26 protein-coding genes are annotated in these 23,595 nt (G+C 63.0%); 17 read left to right on the top strand and 9 right to left on the bottom strand.

Annotated features, from left to right (window positions below; all coding sequences use genetic code 11):
• Positions 1 to 125: 125 nt before the first annotated feature.
• A complete protein-coding gene (locus ACZ5TV_RS04955; RefSeq protein WP_464384177.1) occupies positions 126 to 2,255 on the bottom strand; it encodes a type II secretion system F family protein in 2,130 nt (709 codons plus the stop codon).
• On the bottom strand, positions 2,252 to 2,833 hold the full coding sequence (locus ACZ5TV_RS04950; RefSeq protein ID WP_464384176.1) for a hypothetical protein: 582 nt from the start codon (positions 2,831 to 2,833) through the stop codon (positions 2,252 to 2,254). The genes ACZ5TV_RS04955 and ACZ5TV_RS04950 overlap by 4 nt, the downstream gene beginning before the upstream one ends.
• 64 nt (positions 2,834 to 2,897) lie before the next feature.
• Between ACZ5TV_RS04950 and ACZ5TV_RS04945 the strand changes: the two genes are divergently transcribed.
• The 3 genes from ACZ5TV_RS04945 to ACZ5TV_RS04935 are packed head-to-tail and all read left to right on the top strand — an operon-like array spanning position 2,898 to position 4,874.
• Positions 2,898 to 3,338, top strand: coding sequence for a hypothetical protein (locus ACZ5TV_RS04945; protein ID WP_209485687.1), 441 nt, complete (start codon positions 2,898 to 2,900; stop codon positions 3,336 to 3,338).
• Positions 3,335 to 3,784: a hypothetical protein gene (locus tag ACZ5TV_RS04940; RefSeq protein ID WP_209485689.1), complete on the top strand. Its 450-nt coding sequence runs from the start codon at positions 3,335 to 3,337 to the stop codon at positions 3,782 to 3,784. Before ACZ5TV_RS04945 ends, ACZ5TV_RS04940 begins: the two co-directional genes overlap by 4 nt.
• On the top strand, positions 3,777 to 4,874 hold the full coding sequence (locus ACZ5TV_RS04935) for a tyrosine-type recombinase/integrase (RefSeq protein ID WP_379780901.1): 1,098 nt from the start codon (positions 3,777 to 3,779) through the stop codon (positions 4,872 to 4,874). The genes ACZ5TV_RS04940 and ACZ5TV_RS04935 overlap by 8 nt, the downstream gene beginning before the upstream one ends.
• On the opposite strand, the gene ACZ5TV_RS04930 is transcribed toward ACZ5TV_RS04935, so the two are convergent.
• Entirely contained in the window at positions 4,875 to 5,474 is a 600-nt protein-coding gene (locus ACZ5TV_RS04930; protein WP_379780903.1) for a hypothetical protein, read from the bottom strand. It lies immediately after the preceding gene.
• A 411-nt stretch (positions 5,475 to 5,885) separates the two neighbouring features.
• On the opposite strand from ACZ5TV_RS04930, the gene ACZ5TV_RS04925 reads away from it, so the two are divergent.
• The 5 genes from ACZ5TV_RS04925 to ACZ5TV_RS04905 all read left to right on the top strand — a co-directional run bounded on the left by ACZ5TV_RS04925 (position 5,886) and on the right by ACZ5TV_RS04905 (position 10,620).
• Positions 5,886 to 6,047 (top strand): hypothetical protein, encoded by a 162-nt coding sequence (locus ACZ5TV_RS04925; RefSeq protein WP_379780905.1) that lies wholly within the window; start codon positions 5,886 to 5,888, stop codon positions 6,045 to 6,047.
• A complete protein-coding gene (locus ACZ5TV_RS04920; protein ID WP_379780907.1) occupies positions 6,044 to 8,788 on the top strand; it encodes a phage/plasmid primase, P4 family in 2,745 nt (914 codons plus the stop codon). Before ACZ5TV_RS04925 ends, ACZ5TV_RS04920 begins: the two co-directional genes overlap by 4 nt.
• Before the next feature lie 334 nt (positions 8,789 to 9,122).
• The gene (locus ACZ5TV_RS04915; RefSeq protein WP_464384175.1) at positions 9,123 to 9,821 is read left to right on the top strand and encodes a hypothetical protein; all 699 of its coding nucleotides are present in this window, start codon (positions 9,123 to 9,125) and stop codon (positions 9,819 to 9,821) included.
• Between the two features lie 119 nt (positions 9,822 to 9,940).
• Complete coding sequence (locus ACZ5TV_RS04910) at positions 9,941 to 10,210, top strand: DUF8136 domain-containing protein (protein ID WP_209485832.1); 270 nt, start codon at positions 9,941 to 9,943, stop codon at positions 10,208 to 10,210.
• Positions 10,207 to 10,620: a hypothetical protein gene (locus ACZ5TV_RS04905; protein WP_379780911.1), complete on the top strand. Its 414-nt coding sequence runs from the start codon at positions 10,207 to 10,209 to the stop codon at positions 10,618 to 10,620. The genes ACZ5TV_RS04910 and ACZ5TV_RS04905 overlap by 4 nt, the downstream gene beginning before the upstream one ends.
• 135 nt (positions 10,621 to 10,755) lie before the next feature.
• Here ACZ5TV_RS04905 and ACZ5TV_RS04900 read toward each other — a convergent pair whose 3' ends face one another.
• On the bottom strand, positions 10,756 to 11,127 hold the full coding sequence (locus ACZ5TV_RS04900) for a hypothetical protein (protein WP_464384174.1): 372 nt from the start codon (positions 11,125 to 11,127) through the stop codon (positions 10,756 to 10,758).
• Positions 11,128 to 11,337: 210 nt separating this feature from the next.
• Here ACZ5TV_RS04900 and ACZ5TV_RS04895 point away from each other — a divergent pair, with 210 nt between their 5' ends.
• Positions 11,338 to 11,679, top strand: a complete 342-nt coding sequence (locus ACZ5TV_RS04895) for a p24 family protein (RefSeq protein ID WP_209485828.1) — start codon at positions 11,338 to 11,340, stop codon at positions 11,677 to 11,679.
• A gap of 100 nt (positions 11,680 to 11,779) precedes the next feature.
• On the top strand, positions 11,780 to 12,037 hold the full coding sequence (locus ACZ5TV_RS04890; protein ID WP_464384333.1) for a DUF8118 domain-containing protein: 258 nt from the start codon (positions 11,780 to 11,782) through the stop codon (positions 12,035 to 12,037).
• On the opposite strand, the gene ACZ5TV_RS04885 is transcribed toward ACZ5TV_RS04890, so the two are convergent.
• Both ACZ5TV_RS04885 and ACZ5TV_RS04880 read right to left on the bottom strand, forming a co-directional pair.
• Positions 11,929 to 12,375 carry a hypothetical protein gene (locus ACZ5TV_RS04885; protein WP_464384173.1) on the bottom strand — a complete coding sequence of 149 codons (447 nt, stop codon included), beginning with the start codon at positions 12,373 to 12,375 and terminating at the stop codon, positions 11,929 to 11,931. The genes ACZ5TV_RS04890 and ACZ5TV_RS04885 overlap by 109 nt on opposite strands.
• Positions 12,376 to 12,905: 530 nt before the next feature.
• The gene (locus ACZ5TV_RS04880) at positions 12,906 to 14,711 is read right to left on the bottom strand and encodes a type II/IV secretion system ATPase subunit (RefSeq protein WP_464384172.1); all 1,806 of its coding nucleotides are present in this window, start codon (positions 14,709 to 14,711) and stop codon (positions 12,906 to 12,908) included.
• Between the two features lie 494 nt (positions 14,712 to 15,205).
• Here ACZ5TV_RS04880 and ACZ5TV_RS04875 point away from each other — a divergent pair, with 494 nt between their 5' ends.
• From ACZ5TV_RS04875 to ACZ5TV_RS04865, 3 genes are all read left to right on the top strand, one after another.
• Positions 15,206 to 15,421, top strand: coding sequence for a hypothetical protein (locus ACZ5TV_RS04875; RefSeq protein WP_379781613.1), 216 nt, complete (start codon positions 15,206 to 15,208; stop codon positions 15,419 to 15,421).
• A gap of 192 nt (positions 15,422 to 15,613) precedes the next feature.
• Entirely contained in the window at positions 15,614 to 16,999 is a 1,386-nt protein-coding gene (locus ACZ5TV_RS04870; protein ID WP_379781615.1) for a cryptochrome/photolyase family protein, read from the top strand.
• A 45-nt stretch (positions 17,000 to 17,044) separates the two neighbouring features.
• The gene (locus ACZ5TV_RS04865) at positions 17,045 to 17,251 is read left to right on the top strand and encodes a hypothetical protein (protein ID WP_379781617.1); all 207 of its coding nucleotides are present in this window, start codon (positions 17,045 to 17,047) and stop codon (positions 17,249 to 17,251) included.
• Between the two features lie 28 nt (positions 17,252 to 17,279).
• Here ACZ5TV_RS04865 and ACZ5TV_RS04860 read toward each other — a convergent pair whose 3' ends face one another.
• Positions 17,280 to 18,569, bottom strand: a complete 1,290-nt coding sequence (locus ACZ5TV_RS04860) for an MFS transporter (protein WP_379781619.1) — start codon at positions 18,567 to 18,569, stop codon at positions 17,280 to 17,282.
• A 166-nt stretch (positions 18,570 to 18,735) separates the two neighbouring features.
• Between ACZ5TV_RS04860 and ACZ5TV_RS04855 the strand changes: the two genes are divergently transcribed.
• The 3 genes from ACZ5TV_RS04855 to ACZ5TV_RS04845 all read left to right on the top strand — a co-directional run bounded on the left by ACZ5TV_RS04855 (position 18,736) and on the right by ACZ5TV_RS04845 (position 20,499).
• Entirely contained in the window at positions 18,736 to 19,251 is a 516-nt protein-coding gene (locus ACZ5TV_RS04855) for a copper resistance protein CopD (RefSeq protein ID WP_379781621.1), read from the top strand.
• Positions 19,252 to 19,371: 120 nt separating this feature from the next.
• Positions 19,372 to 19,956 (top strand): hypothetical protein, encoded by a 585-nt coding sequence (locus tag ACZ5TV_RS04850; protein WP_379781623.1) that lies wholly within the window; start codon positions 19,372 to 19,374, stop codon positions 19,954 to 19,956.
• Positions 19,957 to 20,049: 93 nt separating this feature from the next.
• A complete protein-coding gene (locus ACZ5TV_RS04845; protein ID WP_379781625.1) occupies positions 20,050 to 20,499 on the top strand; it encodes an acyl-CoA thioesterase in 450 nt (149 codons plus the stop codon).
• A gap of 507 nt (positions 20,500 to 21,006) precedes the next feature.
• Here ACZ5TV_RS04845 and ACZ5TV_RS04840 read toward each other — a convergent pair.
• Together ACZ5TV_RS04840 and ACZ5TV_RS04835 are read right to left on the bottom strand one after the other, a co-directional pair.
• Positions 21,007 to 21,885: an ABC transporter permease gene (locus ACZ5TV_RS04840; RefSeq protein ID WP_464384171.1), complete on the bottom strand. Its 879-nt coding sequence runs from the start codon at positions 21,883 to 21,885 to the stop codon at positions 21,007 to 21,009.
• Positions 21,882 to 23,027: an ABC transporter ATP-binding protein gene (locus ACZ5TV_RS04835; protein WP_464384170.1), complete on the bottom strand. Its 1,146-nt coding sequence runs from the start codon at positions 23,025 to 23,027 to the stop codon at positions 21,882 to 21,884. The genes ACZ5TV_RS04840 and ACZ5TV_RS04835 overlap by 4 nt, the downstream gene beginning before the upstream one ends.
• Before the next feature lie 80 nt (positions 23,028 to 23,107).
• Between ACZ5TV_RS04835 and ACZ5TV_RS04830 the strand changes: the two genes are divergently transcribed.
• The gene (locus ACZ5TV_RS04830) at positions 23,108 to 23,563 is read left to right on the top strand and encodes a hypothetical protein (protein ID WP_379783464.1); all 456 of its coding nucleotides are present in this window, start codon (positions 23,108 to 23,110) and stop codon (positions 23,561 to 23,563) included.
• Positions 23,564 to 23,595: the final 32 nt, after the last annotated feature.

Raw genomic sequence — 23,595 nt, 5'->3', positions numbered from 1 at the left:
TCCGTTCGCCGCCCGTACTGCGCGTACCGGTCGTCCGGGAGATCCGATATAACCACTAGCCATGGATTAGTACAACCCGACTTTAATCGATCGGGTCGATCGGGGCGGCCCGTTCTCGAACCCCGTCACACGAGTCCGGTCGACCAGAACGCGACGTAACAGAGCCCGACGAGGATCCCCGAGTGGAGCAGCGCCCCGTCTCGCCCCCGAGCGGCGGCCCCGGCGAACCAGCCGGAAGCGAGCATCGTCGCCTGGGCGACGGCGTACAGGCGGAACCGCTCGACTTCGGGGTGGACCAGATCGGGGTCGAACGGGAGGTCGAGCGCAGCCCCGAGTGCGACCAGCCGATCCGCCTCCATCACCTGCGCGTTGATCGCGGCGACGGTCCCCGCGACCACGAGCGCGGCGACCCACCCGACGGAGACGTACCGCCGCATCGCCGCTCGAAGCGCTCGCTTCTCGTGGGTCAGCCGGTCGACCTCGACACGGAGCGTCCCGAAGACGTCGTCCACGGTGCTCCCGGCGTGGAGCGCCCCGCTCACGAGCCCGACCGTTCGGTCCGCTAGCGGCGTTCCGACCCGCTCGACGAAGCGGTCGAGCGCGGCCCCGCGCACCTCGCCTCGGCCGTCAGTCACCCGTTGGCGGTCCGTTACCGGTCGACCGGCAGCGTCGGTACTGCCCGCGCGGCCCCCGGCGGCGTGGCCGGCGGGCTGTACGTCGCCGCCCTCGCTCTCGCCGGTGACCCCGCTTCCGTCGGTGACATCGCTCCCGCCCGTCGTCGTCACCGAGAGATTGAACGCGAGGTCCGCGACGTCGCGTTCCAGGGGTCCGAGATCGACCTCGCGCGCCACGGCGGCAACCGCCTCCGGGAACGGTCGTCCGACCGACGCACGCTCGGAGACGGCGTAGACGAACGCCGCCACGTGGCGGTCCTTCTCGTCGTCGATGCGGTCCCGCCGGGCCGCGACGAGTCCGACTGGAACTGCGAAGACGACGTACGCCAGAAGCGAGAGGTTCACCAGAGTGTAACCGGCGTACGCGAGCCAGACGGCGACCCCAACCGCCGGTACGAACGCGACGACCGCCGCGCTCGCGGGGTTCGTCGACGCGGACGCGAGGACGCCCCGAGCGGTGTCCGGCCGGCGGTGTCGTCGTCGCGAGTCGATCGGGCGAAGCGCGCCGACCGCCGCGATCCCGACCAGCCCGATCGCGAGGAGGAAGCCGATGGAGGTGTACACCGCGACCGCTCGCGGCGATACCGCCCCGACCGGCGTGTCGATCAGTCGCGAGAGATCGGGTGCGAACACGCTGGTCACCGTCACCGCGACGACGAGCAACGCCGGCAACACCAACACGAGCACGAACAGCTCCGCGAGCGGCTTGAGATACCGTCGTGCGCGGGTTTGCGCGTGCTCCTTCCGGTGGGCCAGGAGCCGGCTCTCGGTTCCGAGGAACTCGGCGAGCGCATCGTCGCCCTGTGAGACGTGCTGTCTGAACTTCAACAGGAACGGCGCGAGCAGGTCACGCGAGGGCGTGTCGCGCGCGACCCGCGCCAGTCCCGTGTCGAGGCTACCGGTGAGCCGGGCGGCGTTGAGCGCCTTTCGGAACGAGACGGCGGTCCCGCCGTAGGCGTCGTTCCCCGCCACCTTCGCGAGCATCGTCCGGGCGTCGTCGCTCCCCGACGAGAGCGCGTGGAGGTACCGGACCGCCCCCGGGAGGGTCCGCTCGATCCGCGTCCGCCGGGCGGAGACGAGCCACCGGAGGTACGCTCCCCCGGCACCGATCGTCCCGCGCTTGGCGAGCAGCCCGACCGCGACCGCGACGCCGACCGCGAGGGCCGGCTCCGGCAGGTCGCCGATGCTGACCGCGAGGCCCCCGTCTAGCGCGGTGGCGACCGCTCCGTCCACCGTTGCCGCGGCCGTCCCGACGACGGGCCGAGCGACGAGGTACGTGACACCGAGAACGATCAGACACACGACCCACGAGAGGGCGTACACCCGGGAAACGTACGTCTCGAACCCGGTCGTCGGATCACAGCCGCGGTATCTGCGTCGGTCGACCGCGTGCCGTCGGTCGTCGGCGTGGCGCGCGAACAGCGCGTACACGCCCCGGTCGACGCTCGGGAGGCCGGTGTCGTGTCCGGTATCCCGCGTAGCGGTGTTGCCCCCATCTCGCCGTACGACGGTGTCGCTCTCGTCACGTCGCCCGGCTCGACGGCGTTGCCCCGGGTGTCCCGCCTGCTCCTCGCGGCTCACTGGCCGCCGCCCTCGCGTCGTATCCGCGCGGCCCGCTCCACGGTGGCGGCCTCGTCCGCCCGGAGGTCCGCGAGGAACTCGAACAGCTCGTCGAAGTCGTCGATCCCGTCACGGACGAGGTACTCGACGTATCGGCGCTTGGCGGCGAACTCGGCTTCGACCGCCTCGACGTCGCGGTCCGTTCGCTCCGCGAGTCGAGCCAGCGCGTGGATCCGGCGGCCCTCACCGGCGTCGACGGTGGGTTCGGTACTTCCCGCGTCCGGAACCCCGTCCATTCGGAACGTCCCGTCGGCGGTCCGCCACGCGACGGTGTTGTAGTGGACGGCGGTCCCGCCCTTCTCCACGACGCCCGCTCCGCCGTGTCTGGGGTCCCCGGTTCGGCTTCGACGGGCTGCAGGGTCGAGCGACTCGTACTCGTCGGGCGAGAGCGGCTCGACGGCTTGCGTGACGTACCGATCGCCGCCGACCTGTCGCGGGAACACGACGAGGTCGACCTCCCGGAGCAGGTACGGCGGCACGCCGCGCTCGATGACGCGGTTGACGAGAGTCTCGATGTCCGCGGCGTGTGTCGTCCCCACGATGCCGTGACCGGTATAAAGCGAATAAGTATTAGTAAGAGGGGACGCAACCCTCTTACATACCATGACAGGCGACGACACACAACCGGCCATGACCTACCCGGCGACGGACCAATACGAGGATTGGAAAGCCGACGCCGCGGACATGGATATGTCTGTGTCCGAATGGATACAGGCGATGGTCGAAGCCGGTCGCAAGAAGTTTGACGCGAGTGTTGAACCGGACGAAACGGTCCGTGAACTACGCGAGCAACGCAACGACCTGAAAGCCGAACTGGAACACGCCCGCGACCGGATCGACAAGCTCGAAAACCAGTTACACCGTGGCGAGCGTGAGACGATCCGCCGGTTCGTGGAACAAAACCCCGGAGCGACCCGCGCGGAGATCGGCCAACGGCTCGCGGACACGGTGCCCGAGCGGTTGAACCCCCACCTTGACGCGCTCGAAGGTGTGGACCTCGAAAAGAAGGGTGGCGAATACTACCCGACGGGAGGTGGGACATGAGCCGCGCAGAACCGCCGTATGACCGCCTTGGTGTGTTCAAGGAACTGTCGGACGTGCCGGACGGGCGACGGCTCTACAACCTTGCTCCGGCCTATGAGGGGCGCGACACATGGGCGGACTATCGGGCGACCGTTGAGCTATCGGATCGAATGAGTGAGGAATGGGATCTATTCGCCCGGCGGTGGAAAGAGCACATGGACGATCGCGGCCGACACCATGCCCTTGCCCGCCCTGACGACGTGGAAGCGTGGTCCGCGGAGTTGGTGCGACGGTTCAGTATCGATCGGGCCTATCAGCACTGGAACGTGATTGAAGGCTTCTACGACTGGTTGCTATGGCACACGGAGCACCAACACACCTACAACCCGTTCCACATGGCCGTGGTCGACGCGGAGAATAGCGCGCGTGAGATATGGAACCGGAAACTGGAGAAAGCAAATGAGTGACAACGACGCCCGCCGACAATTGGCCGACGCGTTCGGCCGTGAGTTAGACCCGCTTGCACAGTACGCGAGCACCTTCGAGGAAACTGGGATCGACCCATTCGAGGTGTACGTTGAGGAACGACTGTCGACCAAGGACATATCGGATTCCGCGGTCGGGGAGTACCACCGGACGTTTCGGGAGTGGAAAAAGCACATGAGCACCGTGGATCGGCATCCCGCGTGCCCGAATGAGGACCACGTTAAGGGCTTCATAGACTACTTGCGTGACGACCGTGGCAACGCGCCGGGGACGGTCAAGAACCGCCTCATGTACCTGAACGCGCCGTATCAGTATTGGCAGGACGATGCCGCCTTTCCCCACCCAACGGATTACAACCCGATCGAATTAGCAAAGGATACGGTCAACCTGAACGGTGGCGGTCCGAAAGAGCCGCCACGGCTGACGCTTGACGAACTACAGGATGTAGTGTCCGACATTACCCACATCCGCGACCGGGCGATCGTGGTCTTACAGCTCAAGCTCGGCCTTCGAGCGACCGAAGTGTGTAACATCAAACTCTCCGAGTTACACATCCAGAACAGCGACGTGCTGGACCACTATGACGACATGGGGACCGCGAGCGGTCTACAAGGACGCAAGAACGCCCTGTATATCCCTCACAACCGCAAGGGCAACAAGTCGCGCCGGCCGCGCCTACTCCCGCTTGACGACGAACTCCGGGCGGTGTTGGTCCGTTACCTACTCATTCGGCCTGATAACGGTGAGCCGTGGCTATTCCTCTCGAAAAACGGTCGGGTACAAATGCGTAAGACCGCGATCAACAGGGACGTGTGGAAACCGAATTTCCACCCCGAGTATGCCGAAACCGAAGACCACCGGGCGATTACCTCACACTTCGGCCGGCACTACTTCACGACTTACTGGCGCGTGAAAGAGGATCTGAACCAAGAGTTAGTGAAGTATATGCGTGGGGACACGGTTGGCGGGACGCAACTAAGCGATCAGGGTGCGATTCGCCACTACCTCCACACGTACTACGAAGACATTGAGGAGGAGTACCGGGAACGGATCTTCAAACTGAACGTGTAGTTAGTCGTCTACAAGATGCTGTTCAATTAGATCATCCATTTCGTTCACCTGAATTTCCCGATCCAACTTGTCTGAAAGTCGATCATGTAGTTCCTGATATTCAGATCTGGATAGTGGCATGTCTTTTTGCCACTTCTCTAATGGATCGGTGTGTACCTCAATATCTTCCGTTAGTTCCAACTCGGCAGAAACATCTTGAATGCGGACGCCGTGGTGATCAGCTTCCGCCTTCCGGATCGCATTCTCTAAAATAGACTTGACAAACTCATCGGAGTCCATTCCATTCAGTTTGTAGCCGCGGTATGCCATTCCGATAATAGCTTCAATTTCACTCGTTTCCTTCGGCATCTTCATTTGGTATGCTGACTCATCGGGTGCGGATTCAGGGAGCCGAGTGTAATCTTCAAATAGTGTTTCTAACATTCCGTCCTCGGCGGCCTCATTGAACACCTTCAATTCAAATAGCGCTCCCTTGATTCGTGCCCGAATTTGTGATTCTGTAGCATATTTTGAGTTTCGCGTGCTGGGCTCATGGTTGCCGTGGAGGTACGACCGTTGCAAATCGGCTAGGAACCGCCCCTTTGATCGCTCGGAAGTCATCTTAACGTATTCTCATTAAGGTACTTACGCCCTTTATGTGTTACGTTCTATACGAATGTGAACATGCCCAAGGTGGATACACGACTCCCGTGTTCAACTGAAACTCGGGATGAGATTCTATACCCGCTCAAAGAGCCGGGTGAGAGTTACGACGATTTGATCCGACGGCTTGCTGCGGATGCTGGTCACTACGAGGGTGACGCCTAACGATGAGTAGAAAGAAGGCACCCGCGTGGGGGCGCGGGCACGGCGGAAGTGGGCTTAACGACGGGTGGTCGTCATGAGCAAGTACGCGCTCCGGGCTAATTACGCTTGCCCCGGTTGTGAGCGTGACACACTTGCGGAAACGCCGGATGAGGTGGTTGCCTACAAGTGCGCCGTCTGTGGCGAGCGCGTCCGTGAGGGTCAACTATGAGCCGGGAAGCGAAAGTGAGCAACGCCGGGTGTGGGATTTTTCTCACCGCGGCCGACCTTCACACGCTCGGCGTTGATCCCGAAGCCATTGACGCTGTAGAGTACGACGTTACGGAGTCCGGCTTGGTTGTGACCGATCCCGGTGGGGGTGGGGAATGAGCCGGGCGGAAAGTCCCAACCGTACGGACACGGACCCGTACGAAAACGTCCCCGATGAGCTGAAAGAACGCGATCAATGGCTCTTGTGGGACGCGGGTGCAGACACTCCCCGTCGCCCGCACTGGAAGGGTGACTTTCAGATTAGTTGGTCTGAACCGGACGCATGGCGCTCCTTTGAGGAAGCCGTTCAAGCCGCCCGCTCACGCGAGACGTGGGGGATCGGCTACGTGACGGCCGCGGATAACGACGACTACCCTGCAGGTGCGTTCGGTGTGATTGACATTGACGGCGGCGTTACCGATAGTGGCGACCTGAAAGAGTGGGTGCCGAGCTTGGATCGGTTCAGCAAAGCGGCGACCTACATCGAGCGGTCGCCGAGCGGCACGGGGATCCACATCCCGATTGACGGGAGTAAGGTGCCTGATTGGTGGTCGGATAGCCAAATCGGCGATCATGAAGGCGTTGACGTGTTGACTAACAAGTTCTGCACCTTCACTGGTAATTCCGTGCCGGAATCGGGGAGTGCGATCGCCGCGATCGACCCTACCCCGTGGTTGTTTGACGCCTATGAGGAACTACGCGGTGAGCCGCCGCGACTGAACGACGCCGCCGGCGCGCCCGATGAGTACGACGGGGACGAATGGCTTGATGAGTCCGACGTTGAGGAAGCTCTAAGCCATATTGATCCGGACGTTGGACATTCGGAATGGGTCCGCCTTGCCTATGCGGTTCACGACTACGATAGTGGAAGCCGCGGGCGGTCGCTCTTTGAGTCGTGGTCGCAACGCGGATCCAAGTACGACGCCGCCGCCGAGAACCAGATTGAATCGATTTGGTCCGACGCGTCCGCCGGCGCGGGTGTGAGCGTTGCGACGCTCGTACACAACGCGAAAGAAGCCGGTTGGTCGCCGCCGTCGTCAACGCGTCCGGACCCATCGAAGCGGGACGCGCCGCGATCGGTAACGTTGCGTCCGGACGACCTGCAGGCGTACGCCGGCCTTGGTGAAGACGGGGAGATCTCCGACCTCAACGACCGGCAGAAAGCGGCGTACACTTGGGAGTTGATCAAAGCGTCCGAGGAGTGTTACGTCCGCGTGAGCCGCGAGAACGGCGCGCTATGGGCCTACGATTCGGAACGTGGCACATGGAACGCGGACGGCGAGCGGGTCTTAGCACAAGCCGCACGGAAGACGCTCGACGCGGTGAACTACGGCGGCAACGTGCTTGAGGAGTTAAAGAATCAAGCCGCGGCCGATCCCACCGTTGAGGTTTCAACGGATACGTTCGGCCTTGACCCCGGAACGCTCGCCGTCAAAAACGGGTTGCTGAATTTGGAAAAAGCGGCTCGGGACGATCCGAACGCGCTCCGGGAGTTGCGGCCGGACGATTACGCACAGACGCGGCTCCCGGTTGACTACAATCCCGATGCGGACGGGGAGTGGAAACCGTTCGTTGGTGAGGTAGTTGAGAATGAAATGATTGACGCTGTTCAGGAATACATCGGCTACTGCTTACACCGGGATGCCACGTTCGAGCGTGCGCTTCTCCTTGTCGGTGGCGGAGCCAACGGTAAGAGCACGTTCCTTGAGACGATCGGCGCGCTCCTCGGCGACGACAACACGACGAACATTAGTCCATACGACTTTGGGGACAAGCCGAGCAAAGCCGAGTTGCACGGTGGGTTAGCCAACATAGCGGCCGACCTATCCAGTGGCTCGATTACTGGCCGGAGCCTTGGTGAGTTTAAGAAGCTCACCGGCGGCGACGCCGTGACGGCAAAGCGGTTGTATAAGGATCCGTTCAAGTTCACGTACACCGGCGGGATGCTGTTTGCGGCGAATGAAGTGCCGGACGTGCCCGTGAGCGACGACGACACCGCCTTTTGGCGGCGTTGGATTATCGTTCAGTTTGATAACTACTTCCCCGAGGGTTCGGACCGGCGCGACCCCATGCTTGGCGACCGCCTGCAGGAACCCGAGAACTTGTCCGCTGTTCTCAACTGGGCGATTGAAGGATGGACGCGCCTTATGGAACGCGGCGAGTTCACGAACGTGCCGGGGTCGCCCGACGACACACGACGCAAGTGGCAAACGTGGGGTGACAGTCTCGATTACTTCTTGTCCAACGTTGCCGAGCACGATCCGGACCCGCCGAATATCACAACGGGTGAGGCGTGGGACGTGTACCGTCGTTGGTGCCGCGAGAACGGTGAGGATCCGGTCGGGCAAAACAAGTTCACGAACGCCGCACGGGATTCGGGTGCCGACCTTGGGTATGTTAGTAGCGTCCGAACCGATCGGCACGCAACGCCCCGCCGTGGGTACAAGAACTTTGGAACCGTTGAGGGCGAAACCGATCCAATCGATGTAATCTCGGCGTCGGACGGCAGTGACGACGACGACGATGACACCGAACCCCGCTCGATTGACGATTACGACGATGGAAGCGCGCCGACCGAAAAAACGGCCGACAAGAGCGGTTCAGACACACCCGACCCCAAGGGTGAAGACACGGAAGATCCGGCTCCAGCACCCGATAGTTCGGGCGTTGGCTACCCGTCGCTTCTTGCGGACGTGCAAGCGGCATACACCGACGGCGACACGCTCACACCGGACGCCGTTGCCGAACAGCTCGGCAAGTCGGAACGCTACGCCGAGTTAGGGCTGGCGTGGTTGTGCGACGAATTTGACGGCCATGTATTGACCCGCGAATCCGAGGGGGTGTACCAGTACCATGAGTAGGGACCCGTGGCGGATGCGGTGCCCGCGCGGGCACACTGGATACACACACCGGCACACTAAGAACGAGATCCGGTGCCGCACTTGTGGGGAGGAGTACGCCCGCAAGTGGGACGCGAAACGCGAGGTGTTCGTGCCCGTATGAGCGGGCTGCCGATGACCCGGGGCTTGGCAACTCACGGTGAGGCATACCGCCCGGTGGCTTCGAGAAATCCAAGTCCCTTAATGTCGATCTCAAGGTTTGGGGACGCGGCTGCCTTCACTTCGGACATCAGGCGCGGGAACAATCACACCGAAGCTACCGATCCGCGCGCGGTTTTCCGTACGGGTGATTTGCGTGATTAAGATCACCATTGACGACGAACCGGCGAGCGAACACATTAGCAAACTAAAACAAAAAATGAGCGACTATATGACCCAAGGTAACGACGTATCAGATCCCGACATAATCGAGGAATCGCCGTTCGAGCGCGTTTACGTACTCCCCCCGAACCGCGACGACGTGAACGTAGAACGCGCGCTTGAAGGTGCGGAGAAGATTCGTAACACCGTGTTGAATCGGGGTGGAATTGAGAACGATAGTGCCGTAGAAGACGCGTGTCCGTGGCCAAACGAAAACACAAGCCGATCGTGGGTGTACTACCGGATCGCTGGACCATTAGCCGTGACTGCGGAAGATATCCGGTGGAATACCGCATATCGGCTTAGTGACGACGCGCCCCATCCGGGATCAGACGCGTTCAAAGCCGAAGCCTCGAAGCTTGAAATCCCAGAAAGCTTTGAATGGACTTCCCGGCTCGTGTCTGACTACTACACCCACCTGTACGACATTAAGCAAAAAGACGATCGGCCATGTCACCCACAAGAGTTGTTTGGGGAATCGACCGTTCAAGCCAAAGATCGGACGTACGAGCGCGCGCTTTCCTACTTGGATAACCTCTCCTTTGTGATCGAACCCGAACGAAACGTGCCGGCTTGGGAAGCGGTCGATCAACAATCAGTTGAGGAAACGGCTACGGGTGAGGTTAATGTCTAAACTGTTCCCGTCGATCCTGCCGACTCAAGAGAACGACGACGAAGAGGAGGACGAAGAGATAAGCGGCGCTTACGATCAGGATAACACGAACGAATCCGGCGAAAACACGGGGTAAAAGCATGAGCGACGAACTTCAAGATAAAATCCAATCCGAGCGCGAAGAGGCGTTAGCGACATTAAGCGAAGTAGTGGATCACGCCCGATACAAGAGTCTGGGTGACGGAAGGATTAGAAATCCTGAGGCTGAACGTGTCAGATTGAAATTCCTCCGGGTGATTGTATCGGCTGAATCTGAACGGCGGAAGATACTGGCCGACAAAGAGCTTGAAGAGCTTGAAGAACGCCTCGAAGCGATTGAAGAGCGACAAAACAGCCACCGAATCAAATGAGTAAGAAAAAGATTGAACGGCGGCTTGAAGAACTTGAGCCGCGCGACGACGACGACGGACCGCCTATTATGATCCAAATGACCCACTTCGATCACGAGGGTCAATACCCGACCGTGGATGAAAGTCCACACCCGGAACTAACGGTTCAACAATTCCCAGAACAGCGACCGAAAAGCCTCGTGATCGCTGTGCCGAATATGCTCGCGGAACCCTACTGTAATCAACCACACCTCACGGTTGCGACGTGCGACACAGTAGGCAAACACACCCCGGAAGGAATCCCCGAAGAGAACGCGCCAGTACCGGCGTGTGAGCTGTGGGAAGCCTTAGACGAAGCCGACCTCGAACGTGAAAAAGAAATTCGCGAGGAGAACGGCGAGCCGATCCCGGAGTTGCTGGCTGAATACTAACCTTTGCGGTGAGCGTAAGCAAATAGGATACATAGGCTCTGTTGAAATCCTTCACAACTGATACGAACTGCGTGCTGAATACAGGGCGCGTATCGCTCAGTGACGTTTCGACGGTACAACCGGATTCAAGACTGCTCAGGTACAGTACGACTGCTCAACCCTCAGTTCGTCTTCTCCAATTACCACTCTCAGTCGGATGTTCGGGCAGCTGCCGACGTTCAGGCCGAACTCTTCTCGTCTTCCATCATCGAGAGCAACATCTACGTCGAATGAACCGCCTCCAAATGCTTCCTCTACTTCTACCGTCTGCCCTTCCTCAACGTAAATACTATTCTCGAAAACTGTGGCACCTGAAGAGGTCGGAGTGATTTCGATTTCGACGGTGTGTCCCGTAAAATCACGATTCCGAACATGGAGATCGCCACCCGGCTCTTCACCAATGCCGAACCACGCACACCCGCTCAAAAGAGGCACCAACCCAGTCGAAAGGAAGGCCCTTCTATTCATACTACTCATTTTGAAAGGTGTAGATAACTGTCTTGGGGTAGCCGTCAGCCACTCACAACCGTGATCTCACGCGACTAAACAAGCCCGACCCTCTGTATTCAGCACGGATCCAAGAACATATCATCGCTAGAGGATTTCAACAGAGCCGATACATACCTGTTTGGAGGACATGATTAGGACTTATGTAGATCGGATTGAATATTTGGAAATGTGAAAAGGCGAGAATATCTTGGCTGTGTATCAATCATGTCCGTGACCATGCTTTCGGGTTGTTCTGGATTGGACGCGGAGGAATCAGGAACGGTAAGGGCACCCGACGACGCGCTTCATAACATCGACGTTGAACAAGGGCAAACAATCCGGGTTGAAATAGATAACCGCGAGGGGTTCGCAACGGATGTAATCTTGGAAGATCCCGGAGGAAATGACGTATTCAATGAAATCGTTGAAACCGAAGGATCATTCACCCACACAGCTGAACAGAGCGGTGTATTCCGTGTGATTATATTCCCTGACGGGACCGCATCGTACGAGATATACATTGAAGATTGATTTTCACCACCTGTCTTTATTTTCCGAACAGGTCCTATAGCCTATCTCGTGATTGCCAAACGTGTCGAGGACGGTGTCGGTGGCCGCGTAAAAGTCGAGGATCTGTCTCCCCTGCGCGACCACCGGGCACACCGGCGAGCGGTTCGTCCGGTGTACCGGGTGCGGCGTCGAGGTCCTTCAAAGTGACACGCGACCCACCGGGACGGGTACGACGGTTCCGAGGAGTAACGACCCAGTAGTCCGACGTGACTATCCGTCGAACGTCCCGCTCGCGAAGTTTTCTTCAGGAACCGACACCTTAACTCGGTCAAGTTCTTCTTCAACGTTGATCAGGAACCCCCCGATGCTACCTTCATAAACGACAATCTCGAAGTTGTTGTTCGGGTACGTACTGCCCGGAACCACGTCACGAAAATCGACCGAAACGCGACCGCCGAACTCGGGGATCTCACCGACGTAGCGCATTTCATCATATCCGTCATCGAACTCGTGTTGGATACCGAACTCATCACCGGTCGTGTCCTCGGCAAAGTCAATGTGTATCAGTTGGCCGTCCCATTCCGTCGCGTCGATTTCGCTTGAAGTGACACCCGCCATCACGTCGTCGAGTGCAGCGCACCCACTCGTGAACGCCACCGTACCGACGCCGAGGGACGCGAGCCACCCGCGGCGGCCGATTGAATCAAGATCCGGCATATATCAACACATAATGTGAGGTAACTTAGGTTCCGTGGGTGCCTCGCGTATCATGAATTGATCCGACCTAATACGTCTATACGCCGATCCGCGTCAGACACGTTTCCACAACCTTAGGTATCGGATCGAACATGGCCGATGACGTAGGGGTCGTACTTGGACCGCTCGAAGCCGTCACTCTCAAAGCGGTTGTAACCGCCCGATTGCTTTTTCGCCGGCGATCCCGCTCGCCGACCGACTACACTCCTCAACCCCCGACTACGGATATTCAAGGGTCTAAGGCTACCCAACTACCAGTACCCTTGGGGTGTAGTCGGTGTAGCCGGGGGTGAAGTGAAACTCGTGATTGTGAGAGAGTAGAACCGGCTTAGGCAGTAGTATATTGTAGAAAAGAAGGTTGGGGGGTCCCCCCGACTACACCGACTACATTTGATGAATCGGTGCCGAACCGCCGTCTTTTATTTTCCCGTGAATTGAACGTAGCCGTGTACGGGCCTTTCTCTGGTAAGATGTACTAACATCCCAACGCTTTAACCGGTATTGATGCTCTCCGCGAACGTTTCGAAGCTGGCCGGGGTGTTGATCTCCGCTATCACCTCCACGTCCGGGTTGAGGTAGTTCGCTTCGGTCATCAGCGACGCCATGCTCACCGCTTTGTACGAGTTCTCGTGGTCCCGGGTGGTGAGCGCGACTCCCGTCTCGTGGGGCAACCGGACCTCCCGTGACCCCTCGTCGATCGAGATCGGTCGGTCGTCGAAGGGGATGAACGGCATGTGGGCGTTCATCAGCGTCGTCTTCCCCGCGCCGGTCGGCCCCGCGAACAGAACGACGCCGTGGTGTTCGTACAGCAGCCACAGCAGCGTCACCAGGTCCGCCGACAGCGTCCCACTGTTCACGAGGTCAACGGGAGTCAACGCGTCCGCGGCCTGCTTTCGGATCGAGACGTGCGGGCCGTCCTCGGAGATAACCGGCAGCGCGACCGCACAGCGAACCGTTTCCGACACCTCCGGGACCGAGAGGTTCACCTTCGCGGATGGGGTCGCGGCGTTCAGCTCGACCCCGTCGCGCGCGGCGAGTCTGGTGACGACGTCGACGAAGCGACCCTCCTCCGCGAACGCGAGGTTCGTCGGGATCCGGCCGCCGCCGCCGAACGGGTTTATACCGCTCCGACCGTCCGAGCTGCGTCCCTTGGTCGCCTCGTTCTCTCTTCCGGCGTTCGATTCACCGCCTGCTCTCCCGTTCGATTCACCGTTCACGCCGCCGGCCGCGACCATCGCAGGGCGGGGGACGACCTTCACTCGCTCGCCGACGCGGTTGGCTTCGATGTCCTCCAGATGCGGGTCGCGGATCGGAACGGTGAGCGGCCCTTCGCCGACGAAGTCGCGGAGGACGTAGTAGACGAGGTCGTCGATCCGGTCGTCGTCGTACCGCGGGTCCACCGTCGGCGTCGCGAGCCCCCTGTCCGCGAGCGCGCGTTGCAGGCGGGCACGTCCCGACGCGGCCCAGTCGCGGGCGTCACCGGCAGTCAGCTGCCGGGAAAGGTGTTTGCGGGCGTGTTCGGCGACGAACGCGGTCCGGTCGTCGACGAGGCGATCCACCGGCGTCTCCCAGATCCGGCGCTCGCACTCCCGTATCAGCGCGTCGTCGCCGGGAAGGAGGTCGGGTTCGAGCACGGCGTACTTCGTCTCGAAGGCGTCCGACCCGAGCAGTCGCTCCCGATAGACGACCACACTGACCGAAAAGCCGGCGAACTCGACGGCGTACCTGGCGATGCGCTCGCCGGCGGCCCGCTCGACGTAGTCCGCGGTAGCGTCGACGCCGGTCTCCAATGGCGCGAACGACTCCGTGTGAACGACGAGCTCGCGGTCGTCGCCGACGTCGGCGACGGCGACCCGTTCGTCGAGCGCGATCGCTGTGAGATCGCCGAGCAAGCGGAGCTCACACAGCGCGTGGTGGTTCACGCGACGGCGACCCGCCGCGGTCGTGTCGAGCAGGCGGTCGAGGACGCGGGCGTACTTCGGTTCGAACCCGGCCTCGGCGCGCTCGACCGCACCCGCCCGAGTGAGCGGCCGCCGGTGGTCCACCTCGGAGAAGTGCTCCCGAACCGCGTCCAGCGCGCGCTCGTCGGCGGGCGAGAGAGGCGGCTCGCGAGCGTCGTAGCTGAACCGGCCGCCGTCGCGTTCGCGTATCGTCGCGACGACCCCCGGCGCGGATTCGTACTGCGCGCGGACATCGGGCGCGTACCAGGCTTCGGGGTCGTCGGGTGGGATCGGAGCGGGAACCGCGGCGTCGCCGCCGTCGGTCCCACCGCCGATCCGTAGGGTGGGTGTCGTCACGTCGGATCTCGCTTGCTCGACGGGAGTTCGACGATCGGATATAAGTGTTCGTTTCTTGCCTGATGGGGTTGTTTCAGAGTCATGAAATTCTGTAGGATACACACGACGATCGTCGGCCCTGCTCGTTGGGGGCATCCGCCACTCCCGTCGGTCGTGTCGACCCCGCTCAGGCGTTCACTCTCTCCCTCGACTGTCGGCCCACGGTCTCCGCGGGATCGTCCTTTCGGCGTCTGCGTACGCAGTCAGCGGAGCGAGCGCCCCCGACGACACCCGATGAGGGACGCTCGATATCGGGTCGGATCCGGGTCGAGTCCGGGGGTTCCGAAGCGGCTCCGGCGGTCACGGACTGGCCCCTGTGACACCGGTAGCGATCCCCGCACACGGTGTTTCAGGCCCGGCGTGAACCGGCTTCAACCACTGCTACCGTTCCTTCGGGCGGACCAATACTACATACGAACGGCCCTATCCCCGAAACGAACGACGGGGTCATCCTCATGGACGAAAACCAGGGCAACGATCGGACGTCTCGAGCGGGCACCAGCCTCGTGACCGATATCAAACACGTCCTCGGACTGACCGCGCTGATCGTCGGCATCGCCGCGCTCGTAGCGGGCGGTGCGGCGTTCGGCGGGACGGTCGCGAGTGCCGTCTTCGGCACGGCGTTCCTCGCCACCCCGGTCCGACCGCTCACGCCGAGCGGTCGGCGATGAGCAGTGTCGCGGCCGACCGTGACCGGCGGCGTAGGCGACCATGCCGCGGTTAGCCGTGAGCGACCACGCCACGGTTAGCCGTGAGCGACCACGCCACGGTTAGCCGTGAGCGACCGAGACGCTCCCGCCTTCACCGCTGATACCTAACTGGACGGGGGACAACGATTACCCTCCGCATCCCCTTCCGATCTCATGCACCTGTTCTGGCATCGGTGGGACCCGCGACTCCGGGACAACGCCGGGCTCGCGGCGGCTGCACGCGCGGGAACCGTCCTCCCCGTGTTCGTCTACGACACGGACCTGTTCGGGACCGTGGGCGCACGACAGCGCGCGTTCTTCCTCCGGCACGTCGCGGCGCTGAAACGACGGTATCGGGAGCGCGGAAGCGACCTCGTCGTCCGGGCGGGCGACCCCGAGACGGTCCTCGCCGAGCTCGCGGCGGCGTACGACGCGGACACCGTCTTCTATAACGAAGGATACCGACCTGCCCGACGAAACCGCCAGCGGGCGGTGGCGGACGCGCTCGCGGAGATCGGCGTCGACGCCGACGGCCGGACGGACCGCGTGTTGGTCGATCCCGACCGACTGGAACCCCGCTACGAGAACCACAATCGGTTCCACGACGACTGGACGGCGGTCCCCAAACGGGGCCCGTACGCCGAACCCGACGCCGACACGCTCGCCGACGTCTCGGACCCGAAGACGGTGCCGCAGCCCGACGCCGACATCGACCTCCCGGAGGCCGGGTACGCCGGCGCACGCGAGCGGTTCGACGACTTCCTCGCGAACGGGATCGACACGTACAACGACACCCGCGACGACCTCTCGCGGGCGGTCGAGACCCCGACACACGCAGTCTCGCGCATGTCTCCGTACCTCGCCACGGGCGCGATCGGGATCCGGGAGGTGTGGGCGGACGCGAGCGACGCCTACGACGCCGCGACCGGCCGCGAGCGGAAGAACGTCGACAAGTACCGCTACGAGCTGTCGTGGCGCGAGCAGATGTACCACCTGCTGTACTACACCCCGGATCTCGCCGTCTCGAACTACAAATCGTTCCCCAACGAGATCGCGTGGCGCGACGACGACGACGCCTTCGAGGCGTGGACGCGCGGCGAGACGGGGTACCCGCTCGTCGACGCCGGGATGCGCCAGCTGAACGAGGAGGGGTACGTCCACAACCGCCCGCGACAGGTCGTCGCCAGCTTCCTCACGAAACACCTCCTGATCGACTGGCGGAAGGGTGCCCGGTACTTCACCAAACAGCTGATCGACCACGACTACGCCTCAAACCACGGGGCGTGGCAGTGGACCGCCTCAACGGGCACCGACTCCGTCGACGTGCGGATCTTCGACCCCGTGAGCCAGATGGCAAAATACGACGAGAGCGCCCGCTTCGTGACGGCGTACGTCCCGGAGCTCCGCGACGTGCCCGCTGGGAAGGTCGTCGACTGGCCGACGCTCTCGAAACGCGAACGCGACTCCCTCGCACCCGACTATCCCGGCCCGATCGTCGACCGAAACGAGGGGTACGAGCGGGCCCAGCGGGTCTTCGAGGAAGCGCTCGGTAAACGGTAGCACCGCGAACGAACGCTTATACGGTAGTGCGGACCGATCGGGTGTATGGAACGCGTTCGTGCCGCGCTCGGCGGGCTCGCGGTCGTGATCGCGCTGTTCGGCGGGATGATCCTCCTGCGGACCCTGAGCCGGTTCCTCCGGGCGCTGGTCTGGTTCGCCGAGACCGTCGCGTTGTTCGCGTTCGCCGCGCTGTTCGGCTACCTCGCGTACCGGGTGCTGTGGGGCGGTAGCGACGACCCGCGACGTCACTGATCGAAACGACTCAGCTCGTTCTCCCGTTTCAGTCGGCCGCGGACAGCTCGCGCCGGTTTCTGTACGCGACTCGTGCCTGCCACGTGAAGCCGGTCGTCGCGAACGCGATGAACGCGGCCGCGAGCAGGAACCCGATCTCGGTCGACGTGAAATCCATCGTGACGCCGACGAGCACCGGTCCGACGACCTGCCCGACTTTCCAAGAGACGGAACGGAGGCTCATCGCCGACGCGACGGAGTCGTACGCCTCACCCTCCTCGACGAACAGGGACATGCTGGCGGGGAGCCGGATCGAGTCGGCGATCCCTAACAGGGAGTACGCGGCGAACAGCGCGAAGAACGCGCCGCCGAGCGTCTGTGAGTCGCCGAGATACGAGACGGTGACCGGCGACACCGTCCCCTCGAAGTACGCGGCAAGCGGTATCAGCGCGGTGCCGACCCCGTACAGGAACGCCCCGACCGCGACGAACCGATACGTCCGCTCGTATCGGTCCGTGAGGTCGCCGACGAACCCCTGCGTGATCGCCTTCGTCGCCTTCCCCCCCGCCATGATCCAGCCGATCGCGAACGCCGAGATACCGAACGTCGTTCGGGCGTAGATCGGGAGGAAGATGATGACCGCCATCTTGCCGACGCTGAACGTGAACCGGAAGAACACGAGCGACCGCAGCATCGGCAGGCCGAGCAGCGACCGGAACGTCTCGATCCCGCCCGCCTCCTTGGGGTCCTTCCGGCCGCCGGGGTTGTCACGCAGAAACGCGAACACGAGCGCAAACGCGCCGAGCGTGACAAGCGTCAACACCAGATACGTCTCGGTGAATCCGTAGGCGTACAGAAGGTAGCCGCCGATCAGGTCGCCGGCGAGCGACGAAAAGGAGGCAAACTGGTTGTACGAGCCGAGCCACAGCCCTCGTTTCCCGTCAGGACTGATCTCGCCGATGACGGTCGCGCCCGTGATCCACAGCACGCTCGCCCCCAGTCCTTGGAGCATCCGCACCAAGATCACGTGGACGGGGTTTCCGACCAGCATGAACCCGAGGAAGACGCCGACGTTGATCAGGAATCCGGCGAGCAGCCACCGCTTTGCGTTTCCCACATCGACCCACCGGCCGAGCGGGAGGACTATCAGCAGCTGGACGGCGGCGAAGGCGGTACCGAACAGCCCTTCGACGAAACCAGTCGTTCCGAACAGGTCGGCGTACAACGCGATCGCGATGAGGATCGTCGAGTACGCCTGACTGCGTGCGAACGCCGTCCCCGCCAGCGACGCGAACTCGCGGTTCGCGAGCAGTCGTATCGAGTTCCCGAACTCGGCCACGGCTGACCCACGTCGGTGCCATGCGATGGTGAGTGAAAAGGCCCAGCGAGCCGGCGGTCCACGTGGGGTTCGTGCGGACCGTGGACGGTGACGTCGGGCAGCGACGCCGAGACGGTACGCCGCTCCGGCGACCGGGTTTATATACGCGCCGACCGATCTTCCGGCTGTGCTGCTTACCGCTTCGTTCGTGTTACACGTCTTGTCGGCGGCGCTGTGGACCGGTGCGACGCTATACGTCGTCTACGCCGTCCTCCCACGGGCGACCGACGGAACGATGCGCCCGGCGACGTTCGTCGACGGCGCACATCGGCTGCTGCTTATCACCCGCTGGACCGGGGTTGTGCTTCCGCTCACCGGCGCGTACATGATCTGGGTCTTATATGCCCCGCTGGAACTGCTGACGACGACGACGCGCGGGTGGCTCGTTCTCGCGATGCTCTCGCTGTGGGGGATCATGAACGGCCTGATCGAGATGGGCGTGTTGCGGATGCGTCGCGAGATCGACCCCGACCTCGGCTGGGGAACGTACATGGCGGAGGGGTTCCCGTTCGAGGCGGTTCCCGAGTCGATTTCGACCGACCAACTGGCAACGGCCGGCCGACCGTACCTCCTCGCAAGCGGCGGATGTGCGGTCCTGTTGCTCGTCGACGCCGCGCTGCTGGCGGGCGGCGTTCCGTTTTAATTAATTCCGCTGAAATTCTGCTTGTGCGGATATTGAGTACCCTATATCTAGTATGGGCCTCGTGTCACCTCCGGACGATTTCAACGGGGTTTTTTTATTCCTCGTCAACTATCCTACACTATGCCCTCTGTGAAGCGTGGCTACATCACTACTGCGCTGGTGGTCATCGGCGTTGGGACGCTCGCGTATTCAGTACTCGTGGGTCAGATCATTACTGGTGGTGCGATCGCGATTTCAGCGCTTGTTGTTGCAGCACTGGTATCCGATACTGACATCGACGGCGGACCGTCAGAACCAGCGGAGTCACTGCGGCGGGTAGAGGCAGTAAGCCTCCTTCCAGTAGTCCTTGTGATCGGATCGGTCGCAGTCGCTGGTGACGATATCTCGGGGATTTTCGTTTTGACAGCCTGGCCGCTTGCCAGTGGAATCGCTTTTGTCGTCGTTGGCGCGACGACGCTCCGCCGCAAGGTATCGGATCAACTGTCACCGGATCGGCTCACTATCGGCTTTTTACTCATCTACCTCAGTGGTTGGGTGGTTATCTTTGGACTTGATTACCTCCTCTGGACGCTGGGATTTGAATCGGAGTCATGGGTACAGGAAGTCGGTCTCGGGTTAACAGTGGTTGCGATGCTCGGTCTCGTCGCTCACGTGCTGTTTAGAGAGTTCATCCCGTGGAACGCATTCAGCACCGACGAGCCGTAGCAGTTGGAGCGGATCTCGACAGGATCGAACTACGAGGGCGGCTCGCCCTATCGCTGCCGACGAGCCTTTGTCGCGGCCGACCGTCAACAGGGTATGCCGAGCGTCAGCGACACGTACATCGAGAACCGCCAGCGCGTTCAGCCGACTCACACGAACAACTACGAGTCCGCCCACGGGGGAAACATCGTCAAGTGGATGGACGAGATCGGCGCGATGTCGGCGATGCGCGCCGCCGGCGAGACGTGCGTCACCGCCAAGATCAACGAACTGGACTTCAAGCGGCCGGTGCCACAGGGAGACACCTGCCTCATCGAGTCGTACGTGTACGCGGTCGGGCGGACGAGTCTCCGGACGCGGATCCGCGCGTATCGGGAGTCGCCGCGGACGGGCGAGCGCGAGCTGACGACGGAGTCCTTTTTCGTCTTCGTTGCCGTCGACGAGGACGGGACGCCGACCCCGGTGCCGGAGCTGGAAATCACGGGCGACCGGTGCCGCGAGCTCCGCGACGAGGCGCTCGCAGCGGAACCCGACGAGGAACGGTAACGGGAACGCGGAGCAGCAAGGGCGGATCAGTGATGGACGCCATCGGCGTCTCAGTCACTCGCTTATACGTCGTCGCTGGCGCGGTATCCAGATTCAAAGCCCCAGCCTGCTCCGGTCGAGGGGCTCGCTTATAAGTGGTCACTGGTAGATCGACGGTGAACACGTTCAAAGCCCCAGCCTGCTCCGGTCGAGGGGCTCGCTGCGCGCTGGAACGGGCTCGCGACGCTCGCCCGTTCCAGTGCTTGCCTCGCCCGTCTTCCCGGAGCAGGCTGCCCCTTTGAGTCCCACCCCGCACCGCAACCGCCCCGCACCTCACACCTCCCCAGCCTCGCCGCTCACGCCCTACGGGCGTTCGCGGCGTCCCTCGCGGGCTCCTCGCGGCCGCTTATAAGCGGCCGCTCGGAGGCGCGCCACCGCTTCGATCGTTTATAAGTAGATGATCTCATCCTCCGGTATAATGGTTCCACGCTCACGGTGTAGGACCCGGCCGACTGCGGCGTCCTCGGCTCAGTAGTCGCCGAGCACGCCCAGTCGGCGCGCGCGCTTGGTCGCGTAGTGGAACACGAGGTAGCCGCCGAGGAGGTAGCCGACGGCGACGGCGACGAGCAGCGCGAGGTCGGCGAGCCCGAACTCCCACAGCCGCACGCCGTCGACCATCGCGCGCTGGAGCAGCGCGCTCCCGTGTGCCAGCGGGAGGAAGCGGGTCCACGGCAGCTCGAACACCGGCGCGGAGATGAGGACGATGAAGCCGAACTGGAGCAGGTTGAGCCAGTTCCCGATCCGCTTGTACAACACCGTGAGTCCGCCGGCGGCGAATCCGAGCCCGAGCACCGAGACGATCGCCAGCCCGGCGACCGAGACCACCGTGATCGGGTCGAGGCTGAGCCGCGTCCCGGTCAGGAGCAGCATGAACGCGAGCACGACCGCGCTCGTGAGGAACGTCCGGACCACCTTCGCGACCCCCTTCAACAGCGCGACCGGCGCGAACCCGAACGGGGTAGTGATGTGTCGCTCGAGGGTACCCCACTGGACCTCGCTGCCGATGTCGTTCGACACCGAGGAGTACGCCCCGACCGACAGCGTCCACAGGAAGTAGCCGGCGATGATCCCCTCGAGCGAGTCGGCGAGCGCCTGCCCGGCCAGCAGTTGCCCGCCGTAAAACAGGAGGCCGAAGAAGAACAGGGCGACGACGATCCCGCCGATCGCGTTCGCCGGGTAGCGGACGAAGATCAGGAACTCGCGGTAGAGCACCGCCCGCGCGAGGTGGTAGTAGGTGGCCGGTCGCGGGTCGCGGGTGTCGGTGGCGGTGTCCCCGGCGGCAGCGTCCCCGGCAGCGGTCCCCCCAGCCGCGACGTCCGACGCGTCGCCGGCGCGCTCCCGGCTCACGGCGACCCGCCTCCGGTTCCCGCCGTCGGGGCCGCCTCGGCCGGATCCCCGTCGAGCCCGCCGCCGTCCGTATCGAGTCCGTCCCCGTCGAGCGCGTCGGCGTCGACCCCGGTGACCGATACGAACACGTCTTCGAGGTCGGGCTGGACGGTTCGGAGGTCCTCGATCCGCACCCCGGCCTCCCGCAGCGCGTCCATCAGGGCGTACAGGTCGTCGCCGGCGGCCGCCACCTCGACGGTCGTGCGGACGGGGTCGCCGTCGGTATCGACTTCCGTGTCGACCGATCGAACCGCGAACCGGTCGCGGAGCGTCGACACCACGCGCTCGTTGAGGTCCGCGCTCGTCACCCGGACCGCGTCGCGGTCGGCGGCCGACAGCAGCGCCGAGACGGTGTCGTCGGCGACGACCCGCCCGCCGGCCATCATCACGACGCGGTCGCACACCGCCTCGATCGTCGTCATGTCGTGGCTGCTGACGACGACCGTGAGCCCCTCCTCGACCGCGAGCCGGCGGAGCTCCCGTCGGAGGGTTCGCGACCCCTCCACGTCGAGGCCGAGCGTCGGCTCGTCGAGGAACACGAGCTCCGCGCCGCCCGCGAGCACGCTCGCCAGCGACACTTTCCCCTTCATGCCGCGTGAGAGGTCCCGAACCGCGGTGTCGGCTTTGTCCGCCAGGTCGAGCCGTTCGAGGAGGCGGTCGTGGCGGTCGGCGACGGAGTCGGGGTCGACGCCGCTTATCGTCGCGAAGTACCGGAGGTTCTCGCGGACCGTGAGTCGCCAGTAGTCGTTGCGTGCACCCTCCAGCATCGCGTCCACGCGGGCGTATGCCGCCCGCCGACCGCCGCCGGCGACGTCGGTTCCGAACACTCGAACGGAGCCGGAGTCGGGCAGGACGATACCGAGCGCACACTTGATCAGCGTCGTCTTCCCCGCGCCGTTCGGCCCGAGGAGGCCGACGATCGACCCCTGCTCGACGGTCAGGCTCACGTCGTCGACCGCGAGGACGGCGTCGTCGCCGCTCCCGAAGCGTTTCGAGACGCCGTCGATCGCGAGCGCCGGGGGGTCGGCGTCGGTTGGAGGGTCGGCGTCGGTTGGCGTGGTCGTGTCGATGGAGGGTGCCGATCCGGCCGCGGGGTCCGTCATACCGGATCCACGGGCCGATCACGGATAAACCGTGTCCGAAAGGTCCGAGGACGTTTCACCCGGCGACCCCTTCAGATCGTATGGACCTCGATCGGTTCGCGGCCGACGCCCCCGTCGACGACGCACCCGGCGACGCCAGGGTCTGTGTCGTCGCGACGCAGGCCGAGACGTTCGAACGGTGTCGCGCGGGCTACTACCCCAGCCCGCGCTCGTACGACCGGACCCGCGCGGACTTCGAGTACATGGCGTTCTATCGGACTGCGCCGGTGTCGGCGATCACTCACTACGCCCGCGTGACCGACCGGACGGAGCAGGTCCGTGGCGGCCCCGGCCCGATGGATGAGGCCGACTGGGCGGCGCTCATCGACCCGTTCTCCGAGGAGCGTGTCGTGGTCGTCTTCGAGCTCGGCCCGCTCGTCCCCCTCACACAGCCGGTCGAGAACGACGCGAACGGCGTTCGCGGCGCGTGGTACTGCACCGTCGATGAGCTCCGTGCGGCGTCGACGCTGTCGGCGCTGTCGAAGCGCGGGAAGTGAACCGAGGGACGACGGCGGATTCGCGACGACCG

This window comes from Halorubrum tibetense, from assembly GCF_055396225.1.
This window is presented reverse-complemented; position numbering and strand designations above follow the sequence as displayed.